The organism is Rathayibacter sp. AY1C2, assembly GCF_002931195.1.
Taxonomy (GTDB): Bacteria; Actinomycetota; Actinomycetes; order Actinomycetales; family Microbacteriaceae; genus Rathayibacter.
Genome location: NZ_PSWG01000007.1, coordinates 16551 through 41568 on the forward strand (window position 1 = coordinate 16551; position 25018 = coordinate 41568).

Here is a 25018-nt window from a genome sequence, read left to right on the forward strand (position 1 = left end):
CTACCCACCGGCCCGTCGACGCTCGGAGCCGGTCAGGCCTGCTCGGCGAGCACCTCGAGGGCGCGGCGGTCGGGCTTCCCGGAGGCGAGGAGGGGGATGCGGCCGACCGGCAGCACGGCCGCGGGAGCGGCGGCGCGCCCGAGGCGGTCGGCGATCAGGGCGCGCAGGTCGGTGAGCGCGGGAGCCTCCTCCGCCGTCACGACGACCGGGACCTCGCCCCACTGCTCGTCCGCTCGCCGCACGACGACCGCGTCGGGGACGGTCCCCTCGCGGAGCACGGCCTCGACGGAGTCGAGCGACACCTTCTCCCCGCCCGACACGATCACGCGGTCGAGCCGACCGGTCACCCGGAGGCGCCCGTCGACGATCGAGCCCACGTCGCCCGTGCGGTACCAGCGCTCCCCGTCGATCTCGAGGAAGGCGGCGGCGCTGCGCTCGTGGTCGATCGCGCCGTCGGCGTCGAGGTAGCCCTCCGCGAGGGTCGGCCCGCCGAGCAGCACCTGCCCGTCCTCGACGCGCATCCGCACGTCGTGGAGCGGGACGCCGTCGTAGACGCAGCCACCGGACGTCTCGCTCGATCCGTAGGTCAGGCGGATGCGCGCACCGAGGGCGGCGGCGCGGTCCCGCAACGGCTGCGGCGTCGCCTGGCCGCCGATCAGGAGCGCGTCGAACGAGCGGAGCGCCTCGGCCGCGGCCGGATCGCGCTCGGCGAGGTCCAGCAGCCGCGCGAGCTGCACGGGGACCAGCGAGGAGTACCGCCGCTCCCCCGCCGGCATCGTCCGAGCGAGAGCGAGGAAGGCCGCCGCGTCGAAGCCGCCGGCCGGGAGGACGACCGGGTCGGCCTCCGCGGTCAACGAGCGGACGAGCACCTGCAGTCCCGCGACGTAGTGGGTCGGCAGGCAGAGCAGCCAGCGTCCCGGCCCGCCCAGCTCGGCGAGGGTCGCGGAGGCGCTGGTGAGCAGGGCCGCTGTCGAGAGCGCGACCCGCTTGGGCGGCCCCGACGAGCCCGAGGTCTCGACGACGGCGGCGACGCGCTGCGGCACGACGGCATCCTCGGAGGCGGTCGCAGCGCCGGGGGCGGAGACGCGGATCGCCGGGCCGCTGCCGTCCAGGGCCGCGCGAAGAGCGAGGAGGACGGCCTCGACCGTCGCGTCGACACCGGCGAGCGGGCGGGTCACCTGCGTGCCCTCCGGCTCAGAACTGCCACGGGAACGGCGACCAGTCGGGCTCGCGCTTCTCGAGGAAGGAGTCTCGTCCCTCGACGGCCTCGTCGGTGCCGTAGGCGAGGCGCGTGGTCTCGCCCGCGAAGAGCTGCTGGCCCACGAGGCCGTCGTCCACGGCGTTGAACGCGTACTTCAGCATCCGGATGGCCGTGGGCGACTTGGTGAGGATCGTCTCGGCCCACTCCACCGCGGTCGTCTCGAGCTCGGCGTGCGGGACGACCGCGTTCACGGCGCCCATCTCGTAGGCGCGCTGCGCGGAGTACTCCCGCGCGAGGAAGAACACCTCGCGCGCGGCCTTCTGCCCGATCTGGCGGGCGAAGTACGCCGAGCCGTAGCCCGCGTCGAAGGAGCCGACGTCGGCGTCCGTCTGCTTGAAGCGCCCGTGCTCGGCGGAGGCGAGGGTGAGGTCGCAGACCACGTGCAGCGAGTGCCCGCCTCCCGCGGCCCAGCCGGGGACGGCCGCGATGACGACCTTCGGCATGAAGCGGATGAGGCGCTGCACCTCGAGGATGTGCAGGCGGCCGTTCCGCGCGGAGTCGATGCCCTCGGCGGTCTCGCCGTCGGAGTACCGGTAGCCGTCGCGGCCGCGGATCCGCTGGTCTCCCCCGGAGCAGAACGCCCAGCCCCCGTCGCGCGGGCTCGGGCCGTTGCCGGTGAGGATGACGACGCCGATGCGCGGGTTCGTCCGGGCGTCCTCGAGGGCGCGGAACAGCTCGTCGACCGTGCGCGGCCGGAACGCGTTGCGGACCTCGGGCCGGTCGAACGCGACCCGCGCGATGCGGCCGGAGCGGTCGTGGTGGTAGGTGATGTCCTCGAGTGCGTCGAAGCCGTCGACGGCCGCCCAGCGGTGCGCGTCGAACAGTTCGGAGACCTGCGTGCTCATGCCACGACCCTACTGATCCGGACTGCACGGCGACTCGACACCGCTCGGGCAGACGGAAGGGGACCCCGCTGACGCGGAGTCCCCTTGCCGGTGCTCGCCCCTACTTGGCGGCGGAGGTGGTGCGGTTCTCGGCCGACACCATCCAGGCGTACTGCTCGAGGCTCTGGATGATCGCGTGGAGGAGGTCCGCGCTGGTCGGGTCCTCCTCGTCCACCTGGTCGTGGACCTCGCGCATGGTGGCGGCGGTGTTCTCGAGGCGGATCGTGACCAGGTCGACGGTCTCGGCCGTGTCGATCTCGCCGTGCGGGTACTCGGGGAGGGTGGTGGTCGCGGCGACGGTGTCGCTGCGGCCGTCCGGGATCCCGTGGAGGGCGCGCATGCGCTCGGCGATGTCGTCGCTGAACTCGCGCGCGGCCTCGATGATCTCGTCGAGCTGCAGGTGGAGGTCGCGGAAGTTCTTGCCGACGACGTTCCAGTGGGCCTGCTTGCCCTGGACGTGGAGCTCGATCAGGTCGACGAGGACGATCTGGAGGCTGTCGAGCAGCTCCTTGGAGGCCTTGAAGCCCTTCTCGGCGTTCTGACGGCGGCTGGTCTTGGCACCGGAGCCCGCGGGGGCTTCGACGTGGCGTTCGAGGGTGGTGGTCATGGACCGTTCCTTTCTCTTGCAGTGCCGGGTGCGGTGTCCCGCCCCGAGTCTGGCTTCTTCGGCTGGACGGCGCCCGCACGCGCGGGGTGCGCGCGCTGGACGGGGCCCGTGGTTGCGGGGATCAGATCGTGGCGACGGATCCGGAGTCGACGCGGTAGTTCGAGCCGTTCACGAACGAGGCGCGGTCGGAGCAGAGGAAGGCGATCACGGCTGCGACCTCCTCGGCCTCGCCCCGGCGTTTCAGCTCCATGTACGGGCGCTCCTCGTCGAGGAAGGACGAGATCGCCTCGTCGACCGAGGTGCCCCTCTGCTCGGCGCGCTTGGACATCATCGCGTCGGTCATCGGAGTGCGGATGAACGCGGGCGAGACCGTGTTCACGAGCAGGCCCTCCTGCGCGTAGGAGCGCGAGAGGCCCTTGGCGAAGGCGAGGACGCCCGCCTTCGCGGCGCAGTAGGGCAGTTCGTCGTCGTAGGGCTGCACGGCGTCCTCGGAGGCGGTGAGCACGAGCCGGCCCCAGCCTCCGGTGCGGAGGTCGGGGAGGAACTCGCGCACGAGCCGCACAGGCCCGAGCAGATCGACCTCGAGGGTGCTGGTCCAGCCCTCGTCGTCGATCTCATGGAAGAGGCCCTGCGCCCCCGTGACTCCGGCGCACTGCACGAGGATGTCGATCGCGCCGACCGCTCCGGCCACGCGGCGATGCAGCTCGACGAGCTGCTCCGTGCTGGTGACGTCGGCGGCGAAGGCGTGCAGGCGGCCCTCCGGAGCGTCGAGCCCGGCCGCCGCCCGGTCCAGCTCCGCCTGGTCCTTGTCGGTGATCACGACGGTCGCGCCCTCGGCGAGGAGGAGCTGCGCCGTGGCCAGGCCGATGCCGGAGTCGCCTCCGGTGACGAGGGCGGTGCGGCCGGTGATCCCGAGATCCATGCTGAGGTGCTCCTTGTGGGTGCGGTGCGAGGGGGTGGTACCGGTCTACGCCCCTCGGAGCCGGCCCTCAACGGGTTGCGCGGACGCCGTCGGCGGGGTTACGCGCGGCCGACCTTCTTCGGCGCCAGCTCCTCGATGGTGATGGCCGCGTTGATCAACGCGAGGTGGCTGAGCCCCTGCGGCAGGTTGCCCCAGAAGGCCAGGTCGTCGACCGCGATCATCTCGGACATGATCCCGACGTCGTTCGGGACCGTGGCGACGAGCTCGTCCATCAGGGCGACCGACTCGTCGTGCCGACCGACGCAGGCCAGGGCGGAGGCGAGCCAGAACGAGCAGGCCACGAACGGGTGCTCCTCGCCCTCCATGCCGGAGTAGCGGAACAGCAGCGCGCCGCGGCCCAGCTCCTTCACCAGGGCGTCGATGGTCGAGATCATCCGCTCGCCGCGCTCGTAGCCGCTGGGCGCGTGCAGGAGCACCGAGGCGTCCAGCTCCTCGCTGCCCGGGTACATCACGTAGGAGCCGAGCTCCTCGGACCAGCAGTGCTCCTCGATCCACTCCCGGATGCGGTCGCGCTCGAAGCGCCAGCGGTCGGGGCTGCCCGCGACCTGGCCGAGCTCCGCCAGGTGCACGGCCGCGTCGAGCGCCTGCCAGCAGCCCATCTTCGAGGAGGTGTAGTGCTGCTCCTCCTCCAGCTCCCACATGCCCGCATCGCGGTTCCGCCACAGGTCGCAGGTGGTGTCGGCGACGCGGGCGAGGAGCCGACCGGTCTGGATGTCGAGGACGTTGCCCTCGTCGACGTAGATGCGGCAGATGTCGAAGAGGTCGCCGAAGACGCCCAGCTGCAGCTGGCTCTGCGCTGCGTTGCCGGCGACGACCGGGCCGATGCCGGCGTAGCCCGGGACGTCGAACTCCTCGAGGACGGTCGGCATGGAGCCGTCGAGTCCGTAGAAGATGTGCAGGTCCGGCCCGTGCTCCTTGATCGTGCGGAGGAGCCAGGACAGCGCGGCGTGCGTCTCCTCGCGCAGGCCGAAGCGCACCAGCGCGTGCATCGTGTACGCGGCGTCGCGCACCCAGGCGAAGCGGTAGTCCCAGTTCTTGCCGCCGTTGGGCGACTCCGGGAGCGACGTGGTCGCGGCCGCGGCGATGGCTCCTGTGGGCGAGTAGATCAGCAGCTTGAGCGCGAGGGCGCTGCGCTGGACGGCCTCGGACCACGGGCCGTCGTAGGAGAACTCCTCCGACCAGTTCTGCCAGCTGCGGATGGTGCGGTCGATGCCGCGGTCGACGTTCTTCGCGACCGGGAAGTGCAGCGGCTCGTCATGCGTGGCCGACACGACCAGGACGTGCCGCACGGCGTCCTTCCCCGCGGTCACGACGAAGGAGCCCGTCAGCTCGTCGCCGGCGCCGGAGGGCGCGTCGTCGCCGTCGGGCCCGTGCTCCTGCCCGGTGACGCCGATGGTGATGTCTCCGGCGCGGATGAGCGAGCGGCCGTCGGCGTTCTGGATCCACGGGGAGAACCGGCCGAGTCCCGTTCCGGGACGCACGGCCCACCGCATCCGCACCTCGCCGTCGACACCGTCCACGCGGCGCGCGAGCTCGGCCCACGGGAGGCGGCCCGCGATCCCGGTGACGAGCGCGTCCGTCACGCGGACGGTCCCCGACTCGGTGGTGAAGGTGGTCTCGAGGACGTTCGTGTCGCGGATGTAGGCGCGCGAGACCTCGGCGGGCTCCTCGGGGGCGAGCTCGACGCAGCCGCCGGACTCGGCGTCGATCAGGGCGGCGAAGGCGGGGGTGGAGCCGAGGTCCGGGACGGGCATCCAGTCGACGCTGCCGTCCTTCGCGATCAGGGCGACCGTGCGACCGTCTCCGATCGCGGCGTAGTCGCGCAGGGGCCTGGTCGAGCGGGGTGCAGCCATCCCCTCACCGTAGGGCGCGGGCGGTGCACCGATTCGGGCTTGCGGGCGGACGGGCTTGCTTGTAGCGCCCGGTCAGGTCGTGGCGACTCCGCCGTACTCCTCGAGGCGGTCGGTGAACTCGCCGCGGTCCTCGTCCTGGAGGACCCCGTTCGCGTACCCCGCCAGGAACGCGCCCTGCGGGTCCGGCGAGAGGCCGACTCCGTCGAGCATGTCGGCGACCAGGCCGGTCGGATCGGCGTCGAGGTCGACGAGGCCCAGCTCGATCGCGGGCACGAGGTCGGCGGATGAGCGGGCGGTGACGATCCAGAGCGCGGCCGAGGCCTCCTCGTCCGAGAGGTCGCCGTCGAGCTCGTAGCCCGCCTCCGACCACTCCTCGGGGGTGTCGGCCACCTCGACGTCGTCGAAGCCGAGAGGCGAGAGCGCTGCGGTGAAACGGTCGACCGCCGCCTGCCTGTCGGCGTCGGTCGAGACGTCGGCGGCGGCGTACTCGGTCGCCGAGATGTAGTCGTAGAGGAGGGAGGGCCCGCCGTAGGCGTTCTGCGACTGCTCGTAGTACTCGTCGTCGGCCGAGGTCCACTCCTCGGGGACGGCGCCCTCGACGGCCGCGACGGCCTTCTCGGCACTCGCGCGCACGTCCTCCGCGGACGGCTGGCCGAGGATCGTCGCGGCGTCGCCGTCCTGGTAGCCGGGGTAGTCGTAGAGCGGATCGGACGGGTCCCCGCTGCCGAACGGGTCGTCCGTCGGGTCGCCGAACGGCTCGGACGGAGCGCTCGTCGACGCGCTGCCGGCGGCGGAGTCGAGCGCGCCGCCCACTCCGACGGCGACGAGCGTGCCGAGCACGCCGGTGTAGACGACGCCCACGAGGAGGCTCGTGCCCAGCGCGATCCAGGCGCCCCTGCCGAGCGGGCGGTGGGAGGGGACGGAGCCCTGCGTCGGGCCCGGGGCGGGCGCGGGCGGCGGGCTCATCGGCATCTGGCTCATCGCACTCCTCCGGACTCCAACGGCAGCCTCGTCAGTCTGGCACCTCGGCGGGCGCTCGGAGGAGGGACCCCGGGGGCTTGCGCGCGCGTCGCCGACCTCCTGCGCCCGGGTGGCCGCCGCGTCGCCCCGGCCGGTGGACAATGGCCGGATGGACGACGTCGTGCCCGCCTCCCCGCTCCCCTCCCTCGGCGAGATCGACGCGGGACTCCGCGTCGTCGCTCTGCCGCTGCGCACCCGCTTCCGCGGTGTGGACCACCGCGAGATCGCGCTCGTGCGCGGCCCCGAGGGCTGGACCGAGTTCTCGCCCTTCCTCGAGTACGGCGCAGAGGAGTCGGCGGCGTGGCTCCGGGCGGCGATCGACTACGGCTGGAGCGAGCAGCCGGCACCGCTGCGCGACCGCATCCCGGTGAACGCGACCATCCCGGCCGTCGCACCGCACGAGGTCGCCGCCGTGCTCGCGAGCTACCACGGCTGCCGCACGGCGAAGGTGAAGGTCGCCGAGCGCGGCCAGACGCTGGCCGACGACGTGGCCCGGGTCGTCGAGGTCCGCCGCCTGCTCGGTCCGGAGGGCCGGATCCGCGTGGACGCGAACGGCGGCTGGAACCTCGACGAGGCCGAGCACGCCGTCCACGCCCTCGCGGAGTCCGACCTCGAGTACGTCGAGCAGCCGTGCGCGAGCGTCGACGAGCTGGCGGAGCTGCGCTACCGGGTGAAGTACATGGGCATCCCGATCGCCGCCGACGAGAGCGTCCGCAAGGCCGCCGATCCACTCGCCGTCGCCCGGGCAAGAGCCGCGGACCTGCTGGTCGTGAAGGTCCAGCCGCTCGGGGGGACGCGCCGGGCGCTGGCCCTCGTCGCCGAGGCGGGGCTGCCGGCGGTGGTCTCGAGCGCGATCGACAGCTCGGTCGGACTCGCCATGGGCGCCGCCCTGGCCGCGGCGCTCCCCGAGCTGCCCTTCGACTGCGGACTCGGCACCGCGTCCCTCCTCGCCGCGGACGTCACGGAGCGGCCGCTGCGGCCGGTCGACGGCAGCATCCCCGTCGGCCGCGTGGAGGTCTCGGAGGAGCTCCTCTCCCGTCACGCCGTGTCGCCGGAGCGGCTCGCCTGGTGGCGGGCGCGGCTCCGCGACTCCTACGCGCTGCTCTGATCGTCGGCGGCGGGCACCGCGTCGGAGGAGCGGCAGAATGGGAGCGTCGGCCGCCGGTGCCCGACGCGTCCCCCACCCTCGAGCATCGGAGCACCGTGAGCGCATCGTTCGTCCCCGTCTTCCTCGACTGCGACACCGGCATCGACGACTCGCTCGCCCTGGCGTACCTCCTCCGCTCGCCCCGGGCCCGCCTCGTCGGGATCAGCACGGTCAGCGGCAACACCGACGCCCGCCGGGCCGCCGTCAACAGCCTCGGCCTGCTGGCGCTGGCCGGCCGCGACGACGTGCCGGTCGCCGTGGGGGCGCACCACTTCCTCGAGGAGGACTACGCCGGCGGATCCCCGCACGTGCACGGCGACGACGGCATCGGCGGGGTCGCGCTGCCCGAGGGCGGCGAGCCCGTCGACGAGGATCCGGCCGACCTCCTCCTCCGTCTCGCTCGTGAGCACGAGGGCGAGCTGCGGCTGGTCGCGATCGGCCCGCTGACGAATCTCGCGCTCGCCCTCCGTGCGCACCCGGAGATCGCGTCCCTCGTCCACTCGGTGACCGTGATGGGCGGAGCCGCGCTGGTCCCCGGCAACGTGACCGCCGTGGCGGAGGCCAACATCTGGCACGACCCTGCGGCCGCCGCCGAGGTCGTCGCGGCCGACTGGGATCTGACGCTCGTGCCCCTGGACGTGACCATGCGGCACCTGCTGACGGAGGAGGACCGCGCCGTCCTGCTCGCGTCGCCCGATCCCCTCGCGCAGGCCATCGGGCAGGCGCTCGACTTCTACTTCGACTTCTACGTCGGCCACTTCGGCGGGCGCACCGCTGCCATGCACGACCCCATGGCCGCCGCGATCGCCGTCGACGCCGTCGCCCTCACCTCCGCCCCGCGCGTCCACGTCACTGTCGACGCCACCCACGGCCCCGGCCGCGGCCAGACCGTCGCCGACCTCCGCGGCATCTACCGCGGCGTTCATCCCTTCGACGCCCGCACCCGCGTCGTCCTCGCCCTCGACGCCCCTTTCGCCCCCCACCTCATCGACGTCGTCACCTCCGTCTGACCCTTCCGCCGTCGCCCCCGGCGTCCACCACCGCCACTCGACAGGCACGGATCCGCCCGCAGCCCGTCCGTGCCCCCCTGTCCGCGAAACGCCCGCTCCGCGCGCTACTCGATCAGCAGGCGCCGCCCCCCCTGCGCGTCCATCTGCGGAAACTCGACCGGCCCGCTCCCCGCGTTCGCGCCATGGGATCTCGATACGCGCGCTGCGCGTGTTACCCGATCAGCATGTTCCGTCGACCGCCGTCTACCCCGGCCTTCCCGCGAAGCCCAGCTCATCAGAACCCGGCCGCGTAGCGGAGCCCACCCGGACCCGACCGCGAAGCGGAGCCCAACGAACGCGACCGCGTAGCGGAGCCCAACGAACCCGACCGCATAGCGGAGCCCGGCCAGACCCGACCGCGAAGCGGAGGCCTCCCGCGGCGACCGCGAAGCGGAGCCGTCCTCGTTCGTGTCCTGGTAAGCGGTCGGCGGGGCCTGGTGGGGTCGATCGCAAGGCGGAGGGGTCGGGCGTAGCGGCGCTACGTTCGTCGCCGACAACGCCGCGAGCGGCCCCGCCAGGCCCCGCCGACCCGATCGCAAGGCGGAGGGGTCGGGCGTAGCGGAGCTACGTTCGTCGCCGACAACGCCGCGAGGGGCCCCACCAGGCCCCGCCGACCCGATTACATGCCGGTGTCGAGGCCGGAGTAGGCGTGGAGTCCCTTGAAGAACACGTTGACGACGCCGAAGTTGAACATGACGGCGGCGAAGCCGACGATGGCGAGCCAGGCGGAGGGGGTGCCGCGCCAGCCGCGGGTGGCGCGGGCGTGGATGTAGCCGGCGTAGATGGTCCAGATGATGAAGGTCCAGACCTCCTTGGTGTCCCAGCCCCAGTAGCGGCCCCAGGCCTTCTCGGCCCAGACGGCGCCGGCGATGAGCGTGAAGGTCCAGAGGATGAAGCCGAGGATCGTGACGCGGTAGGCGAGGTTCTCGAGGGTGAGGGAGCTGGGCAGGGTGCGCAGGAAGCGGAGGACCGAGCGGGGGCTGTCGCCGGAGGATTCGCGGCGGGCCTGGAGGAGCTGGGTGACCGAGAGCGCGAAGCCGAGGGCGAAGAACGCGGTGCCGAGGATCGCTACGAGCACGTGGATGACCAGCCAGTAGGACTGGAGTGCCGGCGGGAGCGGGACGACGGCGACGTAGTAGTTGACGGTCGCGATGCCGAGGAGCACCAGGACGAGGCCGGTGATGAACGCTCCGAGGAAGCGGAGGTCCCAGCGCAGCTGGACGGCGAGGAAGACGCCGATGATGATGAGCGTCCCGGTCATCGAGAACTCGTACATGTTCGCCCAGGGGACGCGGCCGGCGGCGACGCCGCGGAGGACGGTCGCGCCGAGGTGGAGCACGAAGCCGAGGAGCGTGAGCGAGAACCCGATGCGCATGGTCTTCGAGCGGGCGGGGGCGCGGTAGACCTCGTCCTCGACGCGGCTGCCGATGCGGGAGAGAGTCGCGGTGCGTCCGGAGCCTGCGGCGGCGACGGTGGCCTTGCCGCTGGCCGCGCGGTCGGCGGCGGCCGCGGAGGCGACGCGCTCCGCCTCCTGCACGACCTCGATCGACTCGCCGTCGGCCAGGGAGGCGCGGCGGGCGAGGTCGATCGCGAAGAAGACGAACGCCATGGCGTAGATGCCCATGGCGGAGGAGAGGCACAGCACCGAGTACTGCGAGAGGGTCGCGATCACCTCCTCAGGGTAATCGCTCGCCGCCCCGCCCGCCCCTTCGCGCTTGCACAGACTCGGCCCCTGCCCAGCCGGGCGGCGCCTGTGGAGGGGTCTCCGGCGCGTCCGGGAGCCGGGTCAGTCGAGCGGGGCGTGCCGGTCGGCGATCGTCCGCACGGCGCGCACCAGCTGGGGGTCCTCGCCGCGGGCGAGTCCCGCGTACTCGAGGAGGAGGCCGCCGTCGTCCTGGGCGGTCGCCTTCACCCACACGCGGCGCCGCGGGACGAACAGCGAGGTGAGGAGTCCGGCGAGCACGAGGATCGCGAAGAGCAGCACCCAGCCCTGGGTCGCGTCGTGGTGGATGTCGAACGAGGCGAAGCGCTTGACGCTGTCGGTGCCGATCCGCGTCGGGTCGGCGCCCGTGTTGTCGAAGGTCACGCTGCCGAGCCCGTTCGGGAGCTCGGCCGTGTCGCCGGGCTTGAGGGTGATCGGCGCGACGCCGGTGGTGCCGCCGGTGAGCCGGGTCAGCGAGTCGGTGTTGAGCACGTAGACGGATGTGGGCACTCCCCCGTCGAGGCCGAGGTCGCCCGCGAAGACGTTCAGCGAGAGCACGGGGTACTGCAGGTCGGGGAAGATCGAGGTCGACGCCCCGGAGGCCAGCGTGTCCTGCGTCGGGTAGAAGAAGCCGGTGAGGCCCAGCTGCTCCGAGAGCCCGTCCGGCACCTTCACGACGCCGACGGAGGTCAGGTTCGCGTCCTGCGGGAGGAACGGCACAGAGTCGGTGAAGATCGCCCGGCCCGAGGGGTCCCGGACCGTGATCGTCGGGGCGTAGCCGTTGCCGAGGAGGTAGACGTTCGTGCCGCCGATCGCCAGCGGGTCGTTGACCTTGATCGTGCGGTCCTCGGTGCCCCCGCCGCGCTCGGAGGTCGTGACGTTCGCGGTGAAGTCGACGGGCTGGCCGAGCGCCGACTGGTTCTTCTCCTCGTACTTCACGTCGAGGCTGTCGAGGGTCAGCTGGTACGGGTCGAGCTGGCTGCTGTCGAAGAAGCGGCCGGGGTTGAAGGAGTCGTAGGCCGCGAGGTTGTTCGCGAACCCCTGGGAGCCCTCGACCAGCACGCGCTGCCCGCTGTAGCCGAACCCGCCGCCCACTCCGACGGCGACGAGGATGCCGACCAGGGCGGAGTGGAAGACCAGGTTGCCGGTCTCGCGGAGGTAGCCGCGCTCGGCCGAGACGCTCGACCAGCGGCCGCGCGGGTCGTCGTAGCGCTCGACGCGGTAGCCCGCCCGGCGCAGGACGGAGTGGGCGGAGGCGACGGCCTCCTCCTCCGTCGCGCCCTCGACCTCGCGGACGGTGTAGCCGGCGAGGCGCTGCAGGCGTGCCGGGGTGCGCGGCGGCCGCGACCGCATCGCCTGGAAGTGGTGGCGCGTGCGCGGGACGATGCAGCCGATCAGGGAGATGAACAGCAGCAGGTAGATGCTCGAGAACCAGGCGGAGGTGTAGGTGTCGAACGCCTGCACCCTGTCGAGCAGGGGCGCGAGGTCGGGGTTGTCGACGAAGTACTGGGTCACGCCGTTGGGGTCGGAGGAGCGCTGCGGCACGAGCGATCCGGGGACCGCCGCGATCGCCAGCAGCAGCAGCAGGAACAGCGCCGTGCGCATGCTGGTGAGCTGGCGCCACATCCAGCGGAGCCAGCCGGTGAACCCGAGCGCCGGCTGCGTGACAGTGCCGTCGGAGTCGTAGTGGTCGGCGGGGCGGAAGGAGGCGTCCGTCCTCCGCTGCGCGGCCTCGTCGGGGCGGCGCGTGCTCTCCTCGGGCTCAGATCGCCGGCTGGAAGCCATCGATCACCGCCGAGAGGGATCCGTAGACGAGGGTGTTCCAGATGCCCGTGACCATCAGGACTCCGATCAGGACGAGGGCGGCGCCGCCGAGGATGTTGACCACGCGGATGTGGCGCTTCACGAAGGCGAGCGTGCTGGTCACCCAGCTGAAGCCGAAGGCGACGAGGAGGAAGGGGATGCCGAGTCCGAGGCAGTAGACCAGGGCGAGGAGGGCGCCGCGCCAGGGCGAGCCCACGCCGTAGCTGAGGGCGAGGATCGAGCTCAGCGTCGGGCCGAGGCAGGGCGTCCAGCCGACGCCGAAGACGATGCCGAGCAGCGGCGCTCCGATCAGCCCGGTGGCGGGACGGATACCGGGCCGGAGCGTGCGCTGGAGGAACGAGAACTGGCCGATGAAGACGAGCCCCATCGCGATCACGACGAGCCCGAGGACGCGGGTGATCAGGTCGGTGTACTGGCGCAGCCAGAAGCCGACCGTGCCCGCCGCCGCACCGTAGAGGACGAACACCAGCGAGAATCCGAGCACGAAGAGGAGGACGCCCAGCACGACCCGGCGGCGTCCGCGGGCCGCACGCTCGTCGGCGTCGGTGAATCCGCCGACGTAGGCGAGGTAGCCGGGCACCAGCGGGAGCACGCAGGGCGACGCGAAGGACACGAGCCCGGCCAGGAGCGCGATCGGCACGGCCAGCAGGAGCTGACCGCTGACGACGATGTCGCCCACGCCGCTACTCCTCCTCGGCGAGCGTGTCGCCCACGAGGGTCGAGAGGATCGACGCCTCCTGGAGCTGGCCGAGGATGCGCGACGCGACGCGCCCCTCCCTGTCGAGGACGAGCGTCGTGGGCACGGCGTTCGGCGGGACGGTGCCGGTGAAGGCGAGCTGCACCGACGAGTCGGTGTCGACGATGGAGGGGTAGCCGAGCCCGAAGGTGTCGGCGAAGGCGGCCGCGGTGGGGGCCTGATCGCGCACGTTGACGCCGACGAACGACACGCCCTTGTCGGCGAACTCCGTGTTCACCGTCTCGAGGTCCGCGGCCTCGGCGCGGCACGGGGCGCAGCTGGCGTACCAGAAGTTGACGACGACGACCTGCCCGGCGAGGTCGGCGGAGTCGATGGTGGCGCCGGTCTCGTCGGTGCCGGAGAAGACGATGGGGTCGTCCCGGTCGGCGGCGGCGATCTCGGTGACGGTGCCGTCCCCCGAGATGTAGCCCTTGTTGCTGCCGTTGCGGTACTGGTCGGCGAGCGGATCCTCGGAGCAGCCCGTCAGCGCGAGCGCGGCGGCCAGCGCGAGGACGCCCGCTGCGCGGAGCCGCCCCGTCCGGCGCATCAGACCGCTCCCACGTCGGTGGCCAGGCCCTGCAGGCCGGCGGCCGGGTCGGAGTAGCCGACCTCGACGAAGCCGTCCCCGCGCCGCTCGAGGGTCGTGATGCTCGAGAGGGCGCAGCGGCGCTTGCGCGGATCGTGGAAGAGGCGCTCGCCGGCGAGGGCGCGGTGGACCGTCCAGATGGGGAGCTGGTGGCTGACGATCGCGGCGTCGCCCTCCTCCGTGCTCTCCCACGCCGACTCGATCGCCGCGTACATCCGCGCCGAGATGGAGAGGTACGGCTCGCCCCAGCTGGGCTCGAAGGGGTTGCGGAGCCAGGGCCAGTGCTTGGGGTTCCGCAAGGCGGAGCTGCGCGCGGCGAGGGACTTCCCCTCGAAGCGGTTGCTCGGCTCGATCACCCGCTCATCGGTGCGGATCTCGAGCTCGAACGCCTGCGAGATCGGCTGCGCGGACTCCTGCGTGCGCTGGAGCGGCGAGGCGATCAGCGCCGTGACGTGGCGACGGCGCTCGAGCAGGTCGTCGGCGGCGGAGCGGGCCATGCGGTGGCCCAGATCCGAGAGCCGGAAGTTCGGGAGTCGTCCGTAGAGGACCCGGTCGGGGTTGAACACCTCGCCGTGCCGCACGAGATGGATCTGATCGGCAACCACGAGCGTCAAGTGTACGGAACGCGGCGTGGGGGAACGCCGGGAAAGGGTCGCCTGAGCCGGACCTGAGCGGAGCCTCAGCGGCGCGCCGAGACCGCCGCCGACAGCCGCCGCACGAGCGGTCCGGGCAGGTGCCGCACCACGGCCATCGGGACCCCGAAGCGCAGCGACGGCACCGAGACGACGGAGCCGCGCGCGACGTCGCGGAGGAACTCCTCCACCACCGCGTCCGCGTCGAGCCAGAGGAAGGAGGGGATGGAGGAGGTGTCCATCGCCGCCCGCTCGTGGAACTCGGTGCGCACCCAGCCCGGGCAGAGCGCGGCCGAGCGGACGCCGGTGCCGCGCAGCTCGACGGCCAGCGACTGCGCGAAGGCGGTCGCCCACGCCTTCACCGCGGAGTAGGGGCCGAGGTGCACGAAGCCCGCGACGCTCGAGACCGTGAGGATCGCGCCGCGGCCGCGGGTGGTCATCGCCTCGGCCGCCGCGCCCGAGAGCACGGCGACCGAGCGCACCATCACCTCGAAGGCGCGGTCCTGGGCGGCGACGTCCGGCTCGGCGAAGGTCCCGTCGATCCCGAAGCCGGCGTTGTTGACGAGGACGCGGACCGGACGAGCCGGATCGACGAGCCGCGCGCGCACGCTCTCGACCTGCTCGCGGTCGCCGAGGTCCGCGGGCAGGACCTCGACCGCCGCGGCGCCGAGGCCGCGCAGTCCGGCCGCCGCCTCCTGGAGGCGCTGCTCGCTGCGGGCGACGAGGACGAGGCTCCAGCCGCGGCGCGCGAACGCCCGGGCGAAGGCGAGGCCGATGCCGGAGGACGCGCCGGTGATCAGTGCGGCGCTCATGCGCGCAGGAGGGCGGCGAGGCCGTCCTCGCTCACGACGGGGATCCCGTAGTCGCGGGCCTTCCTCGCCTTGCCGGACAGGGAGTCGGGATCGGCGGCGACGACCAGCTTGACCTTCTTCGTCACTCCGGGGTGGGCGATCAGCCCGCAGTCCTCGAGGACGGTCGTCCACTCCTGGCGGGTCCGGCGCATCTCCCCGGTCAGGACGACGAGGTCGCCCGGCTCGAGCGAGAAGCGGTCGACGACGGGCGCGGGCTGTTCGACGGCGTCCCGCGGCTCCGTGGCCGCGACGAGCCGCTCGTGATCGATGCCGAGCAGATCGGCGACAGTCGCGAGGTCCATCAGCTCGTCGTCGGCGAGGACGCCGTCCGACCAGGCGACCGCGGTCAGGTCGTCGAAGTAGCGGTCGTGGAGGACCCGCACGACCGCACGACCGATTCCGAGGTCGTCGGCCGCGGTGACCAGTTCGCGCTCCTCGTGCGCCGAGATGACGCGGTCCAGGAGGCAGCGGTCCAGGAGGGCGAGGTACTCGCCGTGCTCCACGGGTCCGGAGTGGTCGGGCATCCGCTGGACGACGCGCTCCAGGAAGGAGGCGGGAGCCACGGCGGTCGCGGGTCGGGGCGTCCACAGTGTGCGCCTCCGCGGAACAGGAGGCCAGCCGTAGGCGAGTGCCTCTCTCAGGTGATCGTCCCAGCGGTCGCGACCACCGGAGACGGCGATGTACTCCGCGAGCAGGCGGCCCGTGGCGGTCGCATCGACGACGGCTCGGTGAGCGTTCTCCAGCGGGATGTCGAACGCGGCGCAGCAGTCGGCGAGCGAGCGCCCCGCACCCGGCAGGAACTCGCGTGCGAGCTGCATCGTGCACAGCAGCATCTCGCTCGAGAGTGCCGTCTCGACGCCGAGTCGGGCCAGTTCCGCTGTCAGGAACCGCCGCTCGAAGCTCGCATTGTGGGCGACGACCACCCGGCCGTCGAGATGTGCCAGCAGATCGGCGGCGATCGCGGCGAAGGACGGTGCGTCCAGTATCTCGCGCGCCGAGATGCCGTGGATCCTCTGCGCGCCGAGATCGCGGTCCGGGTTCACGAGCGTCTCGAACGCCGCCTCGAAGCGCCCCTCCGCATCGAGATGGACGACAGCGACCTCGATGACGCGGTCGCCCCGCTCGGGACGGACCCCCGTCGTCTCGAAGTCGATGACCGCGAATCCCGGTCCCGCCATGGCACATCCCCCTCGGATCCTCTCGAGCCCGCGCGCTCGCTCCGCGATGCTAGCCCGACGCCGGAGCACGCAGGGGGACCGACTGGACCCCCTTTCGTGCCGCGCCGGAGGCCGCGGGCCGGCGCGTGCTCCTGCTCCGCGCCCGCCCGGCGGCCCCCGAGTAGACTCCCCTACCGTGACCGACGAGACCCGCCTCCCCCGAACCACTGTCAAGAAGCTCGCCGCGCTCGAGGACGGACCCGTCCGCGTGTCCGGCTGGGTCGAGACCGTGCGCGACCAGAAGAAGGTGCAGTTCGTCGTCCTGCGCGACGAGTCGGGTGCCGTGCAGCTGGTGAACCCGGCCGTGCGCGAGGCCGTCGAGGGCGACGACGCGTCGGCTGCGCGCCTCGCGATCACCGAGGAGATCTCCGGCCTCGCCCAGGGCTCCTTCATCACCGTCACCGGCGCGCTCAAGCACGACGAGCGCGTGAAGCTGGGCGGCATCGAGGTCAAGCTCGAGACGCTCGAGGTCGTCGCGGCATCGATCCCGGAGGCGCCGATCGCGCCCGACTCCGGCATCGACAAGCGCATGGACTGGCGCTTCCTCGACCTGCGCCGTCCCGAGCAGAACCTCATCGCCCGTGTGCAGACCACGTTCGAGCACGCGCTGCGCACGTACTGGATCGAGCACGACTTCATCGAGATCCACACCCCGAAGCTCATGGCGAGCGCCTCGGAGTCGCGGGCCGAGCTCTTCGAGGTCGAGTACTTCGAGACGAAGGCCTACCTGGCGCAGAGCCCCCAGTTCTTCAAGCAGATGGCGCAGCCCGCCGGCTTCGGCAAGGTCTTCGAGGTCGGCCCCGCCTTCCGCGCCGACCCCAGCTTCACCTCGCGTCACGCGACCGAGTTCACGAGCGTCGACGCCGAGGTCTCCTGGATCGACTCGCACGAGGACGTCATGGAGCTGCACGAGCAGCTGATGGTCGCCGGCCTCACCGCCGTCGTCGAGAAGCACGGCGCCGAGGTCAAGGCGCTCTTCGACATCGACCTGACCGTCCCGACCACGCCGTTCCCGCGCATCCCGCTCGCCGAGGCCAAGCGCATCGTCGCCGAGCGCGGCTACGAGGTGCCCCGCGCCGACGACGACATGGACCCCGAGGGCGAGCGCCGCATCGCGGCCTACGTGCAGGAGGAGTTCGGGCACGACTTCGTGTTCCTCACCGACTACGCGTCGAGCATCCGGCCGTTCTACCACATGCGCCGCGAGGGCGACGGGACGATCACCAACAGCTACGACCTCATCTACAACGGCGTCGAGATCTCGACCGGAGCCCAGCGCGAGCACCGCGTCGACGTCCTCGTCGAGCAGGCCCGCGAGAAGGGCCTGGACCCGGAGGAGCTCGAGTTCTACCTCGACTTCTTCCGCTACGGCGTCCCGCCGCACGGCGGCTTCGGCATGGGCCTCTCGCGCGTGATCATGCTGATGCTGAACCAGGCGAACCTCCGCGAGGTCACCTACCTGTTCCGCGGCCCGACCCGCCTGCTGCCCTAGGCGCGCACTACGGTCGCGGGAACCCCGGACCATCGAGACCGCCGCGGACGGCGGGTCCCCTCGACGGGCCGGGGTTCCCTCGCGCCAGCGGCTAGGGAGCCGGCAGCACCACGAGGTCGAGGTAGTCGGCCAGGCACGCCACCATGTCCACCGCGTCGCGCTCGAGCAGCCACTGCAGCTGCACGCCGTCCCAGAGCGCGATGATCGACGCCGCCACCCGCTCCGGATCGGACCCCTCGCGCAGGCGCCCGGCGGCCTGGAGCTCGCGCAGCTCGGCCGTGTACTCGCTGCGGAGCCGGCGGAACCGCGCGGCGAAGAAGTCGCGCCCTGGGTGCTCCTGCGTCGTCGACTCGCCGCAGAGCACGGCGTACAGCTCGATCACTCCGGGCGCCGTCTCGTTGTAGCGGGTCTGCCGCAGGATGCCGGCGACCAGCCCCTCCTCCGGGTCCGGCGGCGAGGAACCGTCGCCCGTGATCAGGTCGCGGTGCTCGAGGACCGCGAAGAGCAGGTCGGTCTTCGACGGGAAGTAGTGCAGGAGGCTCGTCTGGCTGAGCCCGACGCGGTCGGCGACCTCCTGGAGGGAGCCGCGGGCGTAGCCCCGCGCGGCGAAGACCTGGTGGGCGGCCTCGATGATGGCGCGGCGGCGCTCGGCCGACTTCGCGTACGGGCCACGTCGCCTCGTCGCCTCCGCCATCGACCCCTCCTCAGCACTGGAGGCGCCTCGCCGTGCCCCTCGAACGGCCAGCGTAGCGGCGGCGGAGGAGCAGTGCCGCCAATTTCGAGTACCTACTCGAATTCGTGGTAGCGTCCCGATCATCGCCGGGTGAGACTCCCCGGCTCTCCACCACGACGAAGTGAGGGAAGATGCATCCGTTCACCCGGAGACAGCTCATCGCCGCCGGTCTCGGCACCGCGGCACTCGGGAGCCTGACGGCCTGCGCGACACCGGGCACCGTCTCGGTCAACACGGCGCCGACGATCGCCCCGGCCACCGGCCCGGTCCGCCTGCAGTACTGGGGCTGGCTGAAGGACCTGCAGAAGGTCTGCGACGTCTGGAACGCCTCGCACCCCGAGATCCAGGTCGAGGCCGTCTGGATCCCCGGCGGCAACGCGGGCGGGTACCAGAAGCTCTACTCGGCCCTCGCCGCGGGCGGCGGGCCGGACCTCGGCCAGGTCGAGATCCGCTCCGTCCCCGAGTTCATGCTCGTCAACGGCCTGGTCGACCTCACCCGGTACGGCGTCGAGCAGTACCGCGACCTGTACGACCCCACGCTCTGGGGCCAGGTCAGCTACACCGGCGGCGTCTACGGCATCCCGCAGGACAGCGGCCCGATGGCGCTCTTCTACCAGCCCGAGGTGTTCGGGAAGGTGGGTGCGGAGCCGCCGACGACCTGGGACGACTGGGCAGCGGTGGCGACGGAGCTGCGCGGAGCCGGCTCCTACATCGACTGCTTCCCCCTCGCCGACGCCTCGGTCTTCGCCGCGTTCGCGACGCAGGCCGGTGCGCAGTGGCTGCGCCCGGAGGAGGACGGCTGGGTCATCGACATGACCGACGACGCCACGACGCGCGTCGCCTCCTTCTTCGACACGGCCATCGACCAGGACCTGGTGCAGACCGGCTACGGCGCCTACTCCCCCGCGTGGTTCGCGGCCGCGGCGAAGGGCGGGATCGCCTCCTGCGCCACCGGCAGCTGGGGCGACGCCCTGATCGAGGGGGTCAGCGGAGGCGCGGGCAAGTGGCGCGCTGCTCCCATGCCCGTCTGGGGCGACACCGGCTTCGGCTCGAGCTTCCTCGGCGGATCGACCGCGGCGGTGTTCTCGAGCAGCAAGCACCCGGAGGAGGCGATCGAGTTTGCCGTCTGGATGACCACCACGCAGGAGGGCATCGACGCGATGATCGCCAACAGCGGCATCGGCTGGTCTCCCGCGGTCGGCGAGATCGGCACGGCCCGCAAGGGTCCGAGCGACTTCTTCAGCGGGCAGAACTACAACGAGGACGTCCTCGTGCCCGCATCGAAGGAGCAGAACCCGGACTGGTCCTGGTGGCCCGTCACGCAGCAGTCCTTCAACATCCTCAGCGACGGCTTCCGGAAGAAGGCGTCCGGGCTCTCGCTCGTGGACGCGGTCGCCGAGGCGGAGCAGCAGATCATCACGGTCTTCGAGAACAAGGGCCTGAGCATCAGGAGGGCCTCCGCATGACCACCACGACCTCCCCCGCCGCCGCCGCAGTCGCGGCCACCACGCGGACGCCGGGCGCGCCCCGGCGCAGCCGCGCGGTCGCCCGCGCCCCGTGGATCCTCCTCGGACCCTTCCTGGCCCTGTTCGTCCTCACGTTCATCGTCCCGATCGTCGTCGCCGTCGGCTCCAGCTTCACGAAGGTGACGCGCTCCGGCCTCTTCGGCGAGGCCGGGGTCACCAGCGGGTTCGCGGGCTTCGACAACTACGCGCAGGCCCTCGCCGACGGCAACTTCATCGCCTCCATCGGGCGGATGTTCCTCTTCGGCATCGTCCAGGTGCCGGTGATGATCGCCCTCTGCACCGTCCTCGCGCTGATGCTCGAGTCGGCGTCGGCGAAGTTCCCCGGCTTCTTCCGGGCGGCCTACTTCCTCCCCTACGGAGTGCCCGGAGTGATCGCGACGATCCTGTGGTCGTTCCTCTACGTGCCCGGCCTCAGCCCGCTCATCGACGCGGCGAACGTGGTCGGGCTCCAGCCCGACTTCCTCGGTGCGGACACGGTGCTCTGGTCGATCGCGAACATCTCGCTCTGGAGCTACACCGGCTACAACATGCTGATCATCGTCGCCCAGCTCAAGGCGATCCCGGTCGAGCTCTACGAGGCGGCGAAGGTCGACGGCGCCTCCACCTGGCGCGTCGCCCGCAGCATCCAGCTGCCGCTCATCCGCCCCGCGCTGGTGCTGACGACGATCTTCTCGATCATCGGAACGCTCCAGCTGTTCGCCGAGGCGCAGGTGCTGAAGACGGTCGCTCCGGCGATCGACAGCCAGTACACGCCGAACCTCAGCGCGTACACCACGGCCTTCGCCTACAACGACTACAACGTCGCCGCCGCCCAGGCCGTCCTGATCGCGCTGGTCGCGTTCCTGCTCTCCTTCACGTTCCTCTCGATCTCGAACAGGAGGTCGTCATGAGCCGCACCGAGACCCCGCCGACCACGACCACCGGAGTCGTCACCGCCGACCGCCCCGTGAAGGCCGGACGCGGGCCCGACCGCTCGGCCGGCCGCAACCGCGCCTCGACCATCATCGTCACCGCGATCCTCGTCGTCGTGGCGGTCTACTTCCTCATCCCCGTCTACTGGGTCGTCGTCGCGGCGACCAAGACGACCGAGGACCTCTTCGCCACCTACGGCTTCTGGTTCGCCCCGACGTTCGCGCTCTGGGACAACCTGACGCAGGTGCTGACCTACGGCGACGGCATCTTCGTCCGCTGGTTCCTCAACTCCGTCCTCTACGCCGGAGTGGGCGCCCTGCTCGCGACCTACCTCGCCGCGGCGGGCGGCTACGCGCTGGCCAAGTACGAGTTCCGCGGCAGCAGGCTCGTGTTCGGGACGATCCTCGCGGGCGTCCTGGTGCCGGGCACCGCGACCGCTCTGCCGCTGTTCCTCCTCTTCAGCCAGATGGGCATCGCGAACACCTACTGGAGCGTGCTGATCCCCTCGCTCGTCTCGCCGTTCGGGCTGTTCCTCTGCCGGATCTACGCTCAGGCGACGGTGGACACCGCGATCATCGAGGCGGCGCGCATCGACGGCGCCGGGGAGCTGCGGATCTTCCACACGCTCGGACTGCGCATCCTGACTCCCGCGCTGGTCACCGTGTTCCTCTTCCAGCTGGTCGGGATCTGGAACAACTACTTCCTGCCCCTGGTGATGCTCTCGGACACGAACCTGTTCCCGATCACACTGGGACTGAACAACTGGCTCGGACAGGTCGACCGCCTGCCCGAGTTCTACGAGCTGACGACCGGCGGCGTCCTGCTGTCGATCATCCCGCTCGGCATCGCCATGATCGTGCTGCAGCGCTTCTGGCGCGGCGGCCTGACGGAAGGCTCCGTGAAGTGACGACTCCCCCGACGACCTCCCATTACCTGACGGACACCGGACCGGGCTCCGGCCGCCGCCGGGCCCCCCGCTCGTGGCTGCACACCGACGCCCCGGCGCTCCCGCTGGACGGGGAGTGGCGCTTCCGCCTGCTCCCCGCCGCTCCGGGGACCCCGGGCGGCGCCGGCGTGCTGCCGGAGGGCGAGGGCGTGGACGCCGTCGGGGACGAGTCGTTCGACGACTCCGGCTGGGACCTGATGCCGGTGCCCTCGCACTGGGTGCTGCAGGGCGACGGGCGCTACGGACTGCCGGTCTACACGAACGTGCAGTTCCCGTTCCCGACCGAGCCGCCGTTCGTGCCGGACGCGAACCCGACGGGCGACTACCGCCGCACCGTCGTGGTCCCGGAGGAGTGGGACTCCGCCGAGGCGGTCGTCCTGCGCTTCGACGGGGTCGAGTCCCGCTACCGCGTCTGGGTCAACGGCGTCGAGATCGGGATCGGCTCCGGCAGCCGGCTCGCGCAGGAGTTCGACGTCACCGGCGTCGTCCGCCCGGGCGAGAACCTCGTCGTGGTCCGCGTGCACCAGTGGTCGGCCTCGAGCTACGTGGAGGACCAGGACCAGTGGTGGCTGCCGGGGATCTTCCGCTCGGTGCACCTGCTCGCGCGCCCCGTCGGCGGGATCGAGGACGTGTGGCTGCGCTCCTCCTTCGCCGGCGGCGCGGGCCGCATCGAGGCGGAGGTGACCGCCGCGGCCGACGCGTTCCCGCTGACGCTGCGCGTGCCCGGGCTCGGGATCGAGACGGTCTGGGCCTCGGCGGACGAGATCGCCGCGATCGAGGTGCCCGAGGTCGAGCCGTGGTCGGCGGAGGCTCCGCACCTCTACGACGCGACGCTCGCCTCAGCCGGCGAGACGGTCTCGCTGCGGCTCGGCTTCCGCACGGTCGAGATCCGCGGCGACCGCTTCCTGGTCAACGGCGAGCGCGTCGTCTTCCACGGAGTCAACCGCCACGAGACGCACCCCGACCGCGGTCGAGCGTTCGACGAGGACTCCGCCCGCGAGGACCTCGCGATGATGAAGCGCTTCAACGTGAACGCCATCCGCACCAGCCACTACCCGCCGCATCCCCGTCTGCTCGACCTCGCCGACGAGCTCGGCTTCTGGGTGGTCCTCGAGTGCGATCTCGAGACCCACGGCTTCGAGCGGGTCGGCTGGGCGGGCAACCCCAGCGACGACCCCGCCTGGCGCGAGGCCTACCTCGACCGCATCGAGCGGACCGTCGAGCGCGACAAGAACCACCCGAGCATCGTGCTCTGGTCCCTCGGCAACGAGGCGGGCACCGGCGCGAACCTCGCCGCGATGTCCGCCTGGGTGCACGGCCGCGACCCCGAGCGCCCCGTCCACTACGAGGGCGACTACACCGGCGCGTACACCGACGTGTACTCGCGGATGTACTCCTCGATCCCCGAGACCGAGCGGATCGGCACCGACGGCTCGCTCACTCCGCTGCTCGGCTGCTCCCCCGGCGAGTCCGCTCGGCAGCGCTCCAAGCCCTTCCTGCTCTGCGAGTACGTGCACGCGATGGGCAACGGCCCGGGAGCGATCGACCAGTACGAGGACCTCGTCGACCGCTTCCCGCGGCTGCACGGCGGCTTCGTCTGGGAGTGGCGCGACCACGGCCTGCGGGCGCGCACGCCGGAGGGCGTCGAGTACTACGCGTACGGCGGCGACTTCGGCGAGGTGGTGCACGACGGCAACTTCGTGATGGACGGCATGGTGCTCTCCGACGGCACGCCCAGCCCGGGCCTGTTCGAGTGGAAGCAGATCGTCGCTCCGGTGCGCCTCACGGTCCGTGGCGACGGCGTCGTCATCGAGAACCGCCGGCACGACGCCTCCACCGCCGATCTGCGCTTCGCGTGGCGGGTCGAGCGGGACGGGCGGGTCACCGCGGAGGGAGTGCTCGACGCCCCGGTCATCGCGGCCGGCGACGCCGTGCACGTGGAGCTCCCCCCGCTCGAGGTGCGCCCCGGCGGCGAGACCTGGCTCACCGTCGACGCGGTCCTCGACGCCTCGACCGCCTGGGCGGAGGAGGGCCACGTGCTCTCCACCGGTCAGCACCTCCTCGCCGTGCCGTCGGCGGTGCCCGCGTGGACCCGTGCCGTCCGCGCCGCTCCGCCCTTCGAGGGCGGCGCGCTCGGAGTCGCGCGGTTCCGCGACGGCCGGCTCGCCTCCCTCGCCGGCCTGCCCGTCGACGGACCGCGCGCCGAGCTCTGGCGCGCCCCGACCGACAACGACGAGGGCGCGGGCTTCCCCGGCTACGTCACCGGCGACCCGTACGACGGCGACGGCCGCGGGATGCCGGCCCCCTCCTCCGCCGCCCGCTGGCGCGAGGCCGGACTCGACCGCCTGGTCGGCCGCGTGCAGGAGGTGGACGCCTCCGCCGGGCTCCGCCGCGTGACCCGCTTCTCGGCCGCGGACCTCGATGCGGGACTCCTGATGGAGGAGCGCTGGAGCGTCGGCGGGGAGAGCACGGTCCTCCGCGTCGACCTCGTGCCGACCCGGGGCTGGGACTCCGTCTGGCCGCGGCTGGGCATCCGGATCGACCTGCCCGCGTCGATCGACGGTGCGGAGTGGTTCGGCACCGGCCCGCTCGAGTCCTACCCCGACAGCCTCCGGGCCGCGCGGGTGGGGCGCTTCACGGCGGAGATGGACCGGCTGACGACTCCGTACGCCCGCCCGCAGGAGAGCGGTCACCGCAGCAGCGTGCGCGAGCTGACGCTGACGGAGGCGGGCTCGCCCCGGCTCCGCATCGAAGCCGCGCGCGACCTGCACGGGCGCCTCCCCGGCTTCACCCTGGCGCGGCACACGCCGCAGGAGATCACGGCCGCCGCGCACCCGCACGAGCTGCCGGAGTCGGAGCGCGCGGTCCTCGTGATCGACGCCGCCCAGCACGGCCTGGGCTCCCGCGCGTGCGGTCCGGACGTGTGGCCCGACTTCCAGCTGCGGCCGGAGGCGCGGACGATCCTCCTCCGCTTCACCGCGGCCGGCTGAGCGCCGGGAGAGGACGAGGGAAGGCCCGCGGGATCGCGTCCCGCGGGCCTTCCCTCGTCCTCCGGACG

At 72.2% G+C, this 25018-nt stretch carries 21 protein-coding genes; 7 read left to right on the forward strand and 14 right to left on the reverse strand.

Features of this window, described 5'->3' with window-relative positions:
• Nucleotides 1–32 precede the first annotated feature (32 nt).
• From C5C55_RS07225 to C5C55_RS07250, 6 genes are all read right to left on the reverse strand, one after another.
• On the reverse strand, nt 33–1178 hold the full coding sequence (locus C5C55_RS07225; RefSeq protein ID WP_104233418.1) for an AMP-binding protein: 1146 nt from the start codon (nt 1176–1178) through the stop codon (nt 33–35).
• A 16-nt stretch (nt 1179–1194) separates the two neighbouring features.
• Nucleotides 1195–2106: a 1,4-dihydroxy-2-naphthoyl-CoA synthase gene (locus tag C5C55_RS07230; protein WP_068255374.1), complete on the reverse strand. Its 912-nt coding sequence runs from the start codon at nt 2104–2106 to the stop codon at nt 1195–1197.
• Between the two features lie 100 nt (nt 2107–2206).
• Complete coding sequence (locus C5C55_RS07235) at nt 2207–2752, reverse strand: Dps family protein (RefSeq protein WP_104223596.1); 546 nt, start codon at nt 2750–2752, stop codon at nt 2207–2209.
• 121 nt (nt 2753–2873) lie between these two features.
• Entirely contained in the window at nt 2874–3674 is an 801-nt protein-coding gene (locus tag C5C55_RS07240) for an SDR family NAD(P)-dependent oxidoreductase (protein ID WP_104223595.1), read from the reverse strand.
• A gap of 98 nt (nt 3675–3772) precedes the next feature.
• On the reverse strand, nt 3773–5587 hold the full coding sequence (locus tag C5C55_RS07245; protein WP_104233419.1) for a glycoside hydrolase family 15 protein: 1815 nt from the start codon (nt 5585–5587) through the stop codon (nt 3773–3775).
• Between the two features lie 72 nt (nt 5588–5659).
• A complete protein-coding gene (locus tag C5C55_RS07250; protein WP_104233420.1) occupies nt 5660–6568 on the reverse strand; it encodes a hypothetical protein in 909 nt (302 codons plus the stop codon).
• 148 nt (nt 6569–6716) lie between these two features.
• On the opposite strand from C5C55_RS07250, the gene C5C55_RS07255 reads away from it, so the two are divergent.
• Both C5C55_RS07255 and C5C55_RS07260 read left to right on the forward strand, forming a co-directional pair.
• Nucleotides 6717–7715, forward strand: a complete 999-nt coding sequence (locus C5C55_RS07255; protein WP_104233421.1) for an o-succinylbenzoate synthase — start codon at nt 6717–6719, stop codon at nt 7713–7715.
• A gap of 95 nt (nt 7716–7810) precedes the next feature.
• On the forward strand, nt 7811–8764 hold the full coding sequence (locus C5C55_RS07260; protein ID WP_104233502.1) for a nucleoside hydrolase: 954 nt from the start codon (nt 7811–7813) through the stop codon (nt 8762–8764).
• A gap of 658 nt (nt 8765–9422) precedes the next feature.
• On the opposite strand, the gene ccsB is transcribed toward C5C55_RS07260, so the two are convergent.
• From ccsB to C5C55_RS07295, 7 genes are all read right to left on the reverse strand, one after another.
• Nucleotides 9423–10427: a c-type cytochrome biogenesis protein CcsB gene (ccsB, locus tag C5C55_RS07265; protein WP_104224871.1), complete on the reverse strand. Its 1005-nt coding sequence runs from the start codon at nt 10425–10427 to the stop codon at nt 9423–9425.
• A 162-nt stretch (nt 10428–10589) separates the two neighbouring features.
• Entirely contained in the window at nt 10590–12290 is a 1701-nt protein-coding gene (locus tag C5C55_RS07270; protein WP_104233422.1) for a cytochrome c biogenesis protein ResB, read from the reverse strand.
• Nucleotides 12268–13008 carry a cytochrome c biogenesis CcdA family protein gene (locus C5C55_RS07275; RefSeq protein ID WP_244230512.1) on the reverse strand — a complete coding sequence of 247 codons (741 nt, stop codon included), beginning with the start codon at nt 13006–13008 and terminating at the stop codon, nt 12268–12270. The genes C5C55_RS07270 and C5C55_RS07275 overlap by 23 nt, the downstream gene beginning before the upstream one ends.
• Nucleotides 13009–13012: 4 nt before the next feature.
• Entirely contained in the window at nt 13013–13612 is a 600-nt protein-coding gene (locus C5C55_RS07280; RefSeq protein WP_104233423.1) for a TlpA disulfide reductase family protein, read from the reverse strand.
• Nucleotides 13612–14256 (reverse strand): histidine phosphatase family protein, encoded by a 645-nt coding sequence (locus tag C5C55_RS07285; RefSeq protein ID WP_104224864.1) that lies wholly within the window; start codon nt 14254–14256, stop codon nt 13612–13614. The genes C5C55_RS07280 and C5C55_RS07285 overlap by 1 nt, the downstream gene beginning before the upstream one ends.
• 74 nt (nt 14257–14330) lie before the next feature.
• Entirely contained in the window at nt 14331–15095 is a 765-nt protein-coding gene (locus tag C5C55_RS07290) for an SDR family oxidoreductase (protein ID WP_104233424.1), read from the reverse strand.
• Complete coding sequence (locus C5C55_RS07295; RefSeq protein WP_104233425.1) at nt 15092–16312, reverse strand: exonuclease domain-containing protein; 1221 nt, start codon at nt 16310–16312, stop codon at nt 15092–15094. Before C5C55_RS07295 ends, C5C55_RS07290 begins: the two co-directional genes overlap by 4 nt.
• 175 nt (nt 16313–16487) lie before the next feature.
• On the opposite strand from C5C55_RS07295, the gene aspS reads away from it, so the two are divergent.
• Nucleotides 16488–17843 (forward strand): aspartate--tRNA(Asn) ligase, encoded by a 1356-nt coding sequence (gene aspS / locus C5C55_RS07300; protein WP_244229585.1) that lies wholly within the window; start codon nt 16488–16490, stop codon nt 17841–17843.
• 91 nt (nt 17844–17934) lie between these two features.
• On the opposite strand, the gene C5C55_RS07305 is transcribed toward aspS, so the two are convergent.
• A complete protein-coding gene (locus C5C55_RS07305) occupies nt 17935–18537 on the reverse strand; it encodes a TetR/AcrR family transcriptional regulator (protein WP_244230513.1) in 603 nt (200 codons plus the stop codon).
• Between the two features lie 170 nt (nt 18538–18707).
• On the opposite strand from C5C55_RS07305, the gene C5C55_RS07310 reads away from it, so the two are divergent.
• The 4 genes from C5C55_RS07310 to C5C55_RS07325 are packed head-to-tail and all read left to right on the forward strand — an operon-like array spanning nt 18708 to nt 24950.
• A complete protein-coding gene (locus tag C5C55_RS07310; RefSeq protein WP_104224859.1) occupies nt 18708–20042 on the forward strand; it encodes an ABC transporter substrate-binding protein in 1335 nt (444 codons plus the stop codon).
• Nucleotides 20039–20992: a carbohydrate ABC transporter permease gene (locus tag C5C55_RS07315; RefSeq protein ID WP_104225918.1), complete on the forward strand. Its 954-nt coding sequence runs from the start codon at nt 20039–20041 to the stop codon at nt 20990–20992. Before C5C55_RS07310 ends, C5C55_RS07315 begins: the two co-directional genes overlap by 4 nt.
• Nucleotides 20989–21921, forward strand: a complete 933-nt coding sequence (locus C5C55_RS07320; protein ID WP_104224857.1) for a carbohydrate ABC transporter permease — start codon at nt 20989–20991, stop codon at nt 21919–21921. Before C5C55_RS07315 ends, C5C55_RS07320 begins: the two co-directional genes overlap by 4 nt.
• Entirely contained in the window at nt 21918–24950 is a 3033-nt protein-coding gene (locus C5C55_RS07325; protein ID WP_219812991.1) for a glycoside hydrolase family 2 TIM barrel-domain containing protein, read from the forward strand. Before C5C55_RS07320 ends, C5C55_RS07325 begins: the two co-directional genes overlap by 4 nt.
• Nucleotides 24951–25018: the final 68 nt, after the last annotated feature.

Bases quoted from the DNA above. Each gene is read 5' to 3' on its own strand.
- C5C55_RS07230 (WP_068255374.1), bottom strand. From the start codon at position 2,106: ATGAGCACGCAGGTCTCCGAACTGTTCGACGCGCACCGCTGGGCGGCC.
- C5C55_RS07235 (WP_104223596.1), bottom strand. From the start codon at position 2,752: ATGACCACCACCCTCGAACGCCACGTCGAAGCCCCCGCGGGCTCCGGT.
- C5C55_RS07240 (WP_104223595.1), bottom strand. From the start codon at position 3,674: ATGGATCTCGGGATCACCGGCCGCACCGCCCTCGTCACCGGAGGCGAC.
- C5C55_RS07245 (WP_104233419.1), bottom strand. From the start codon at position 5,587: ATGGCTGCACCCCGCTCGACCAGGCCCCTGCGCGACTACGCCGCGATC.
- C5C55_RS07250 (WP_104233420.1), bottom strand. From the start codon at position 6,568: ATGAGCCAGATGCCGATGAGCCCGCCGCCCGCGCCCGCCCCGGGCCCG.
- C5C55_RS07255 (WP_104233421.1), top strand. From the start codon at position 6,717: ATGGACGACGTCGTGCCCGCCTCCCCGCTCCCCTCCCTCGGCGAGATC.
- ccsB (WP_104224871.1), bottom strand. From the start codon at position 10,427: ATGGGCATCTACGCCATGGCGTTCGTCTTCTTCGCGATCGACCTCGCC.
- C5C55_RS07270 (WP_104233422.1), bottom strand. From the start codon at position 12,290: ATGGCTTCCAGCCGGCGATCTGAGCCCGAGGAGAGCACGCGCCGCCCC.
- C5C55_RS07280 (WP_104233423.1), bottom strand. From the start codon at position 13,612: ATGCGCCGGACGGGGCGGCTCCGCGCAGCGGGCGTCCTCGCGCTGGCC.
- C5C55_RS07290 (WP_104233424.1), bottom strand. From the start codon at position 15,095: ATGAGCGCCGCACTGATCACCGGCGCGTCCTCCGGCATCGGCCTCGCC.
- C5C55_RS07295 (WP_104233425.1), bottom strand. From the start codon at position 16,312: ATGGCGGGACCGGGATTCGCGGTCATCGACTTCGAGACGACGGGGGTC.
- C5C55_RS07305 (WP_244230513.1), bottom strand. From the start codon at position 18,537: ATGGCGGAGGCGACGAGGCGACGTGGCCCGTACGCGAAGTCGGCCGAG.
- C5C55_RS07310 (WP_104224859.1), top strand. From the start codon at position 18,708: ATGCATCCGTTCACCCGGAGACAGCTCATCGCCGCCGGTCTCGGCACC.
- C5C55_RS07315 (WP_104225918.1), top strand. From the start codon at position 20,039: ATGACCACCACGACCTCCCCCGCCGCCGCCGCAGTCGCGGCCACCACG.
- C5C55_RS07320 (WP_104224857.1), top strand. From the start codon at position 20,989: ATGAGCCGCACCGAGACCCCGCCGACCACGACCACCGGAGTCGTCACC.